Origin of the sequence: Moorena sp. SIO4A1 (genome assembly GCF_010672065.1) — a bacterium.
Lineage (GTDB): Bacteria > Cyanobacteriota > Cyanobacteriia > Cyanobacteriales > Coleofasciculaceae > Moorena.
The window spans coordinates 1-1543 of sequence record NZ_JAAHHX010000645.1; the positions used below are offsets into that span (position 1 = coordinate 1).

Annotated in this window: 3 protein-coding genes; 1 reads left to right on the top strand and 2 read right to left on the bottom strand. The window is 40.3% G+C overall.

Annotated features, from left to right (window positions below):
• A partial coding sequence (locus F6K53_RS41490) for a hybrid sensor histidine kinase/response regulator (protein WP_293086207.1) occupies positions 1-897 on the top strand: 897 nt, incomplete at its 5' end.
• A gap of 106 nt (positions 898-1003) precedes the next feature.
• Here the strand turns inward: F6K53_RS41490 and F6K53_RS41495 are convergent.
• Positions 1004-1132: a hypothetical protein gene (locus F6K53_RS41495; RefSeq protein WP_293086210.1), complete on the bottom strand. Its 129-nt coding sequence runs from the start codon at positions 1130-1132 to the stop codon at positions 1004-1006.
• 102 nt (positions 1133-1234) lie between these two features.
• Positions 1235-1543: hypothetical protein (locus tag F6K53_RS41500; protein WP_293074709.1), on the bottom strand; the 309-nt coding region annotated here is incomplete at its 5' end.

Sequence of the window (1543 nt, forward strand, 5' to 3'; positions counted from 1 at the left end):
ATTCCATCCACCCAGACAATTCCCTTGATTTTTCTTACGGCTAAATCTACAAAAAGTGATCTGCGGATGGGGATGGAACTGGGCGCAGATGATTATCTGACCAAGCCATTTACTAGAGATGAATTATTAGGAGCAATCACAACCCGCTTAGCCAAGCAGATGGCTGTTGAGCAAGAATCTCAAAAACAGGTCGATGAATTGCGCGATAACATCACTCATGCACTACCTCATGAGTTGCGTACTCCTCTCAATGGCATTTTGAATCTTGCCCAATTCCTGATAGAAGATTATGATACCATAGAGCGGGGTGAAGCTATGGAAATGCTTCAGGAAATCCGTGTATCTGGAGAACGTTTATATCGGCTCACCCATAATTTTTTACTCTATGCAGAACTAGCGCGAATCGAGCAACAACCTAAGCAAGCCAGGAAGCTGCTTGATTATGGAGAGCAAAGTTTTACTAGAACAATTATCCAAGACCTTGCTATCCAAAAATGTCTGAAGGTAAACCGGAAAGACGATTTGCACTTAGAACTGCAAGAAGTAGTTGTCAATATTTCCCAATCCAAATTCACTAAAATTGTTGAAGAAATCATTGATAATGCCTTGAAGTTTTCCGAGTTTGGTAAGCCGATTAAGATTCAGAGTTATTTCCAGGATAATAAGTTAAATATTTTGGTGATCGATCAGGGACGAGGCATGACACCAACTCAAATTGCTAAACTCGGAGCCTATATGCAATTTGATCGTAAACTCTACGAGCAACAAGGCTCTGGATTAGGCTTGATCATTGCCAAACTGTTGACTGAATTACATGGTGGAGAATTAAACATAACCAGTTCTCCAGGAATACAAACAATTGTCCATGTTATACTTCCAGGAAAATTATCAATTTAAGGATTAATTGTTGATTGTTGATTACTAAAGTTTACTAATTAAACTTTAATTTTTCAGGGTTCATCTATAATATCAAGTATGCTGTAAGCATACAGCGGTTTGCAATTCAATTAGGTACAAATTTCTGGGTTTTGAGGGAGCAGGGAGCAGGGAGCAGGGAGCAGGTAAGTCGGAAGTGCCAAAACAATCCTGTGTACCTGATAGTTATGCAATCCGCCGTATGGGCGTAGCGCATTAGCTGCATGCTTACGTCTTTGTTTGTTTGCTCAAAAGTCTGTTGTCATTTGTTATTGGTATTAAGAGTCCATAGCCTCAACACCTGCAGAAGACTCTTGTATTATACAATATCAATGCGCTTCGGACTTGATATCATGCAAAACTTTCTTCTGGCCATTGATTTTTCCGAGATCACCCCAGTAGTGATTGCCCAAGCCGAGTCTTGAATCCTTAATCCTTGATCATAAAATTCATGCATCCAGTTGATTACATCATTGTTACTATTTACCTGATTTGCATAGTCGTTTTTGGGGTTATTCTTCAACGGAAAGCATCTGAGGGTATAGAATCCTACTTTTTGGGAAATCGCAATCTGCCCTGGTGGGTTTTGGGGGCTTCTGGAATGGCCTCCAATACTGATTTGGCTGGG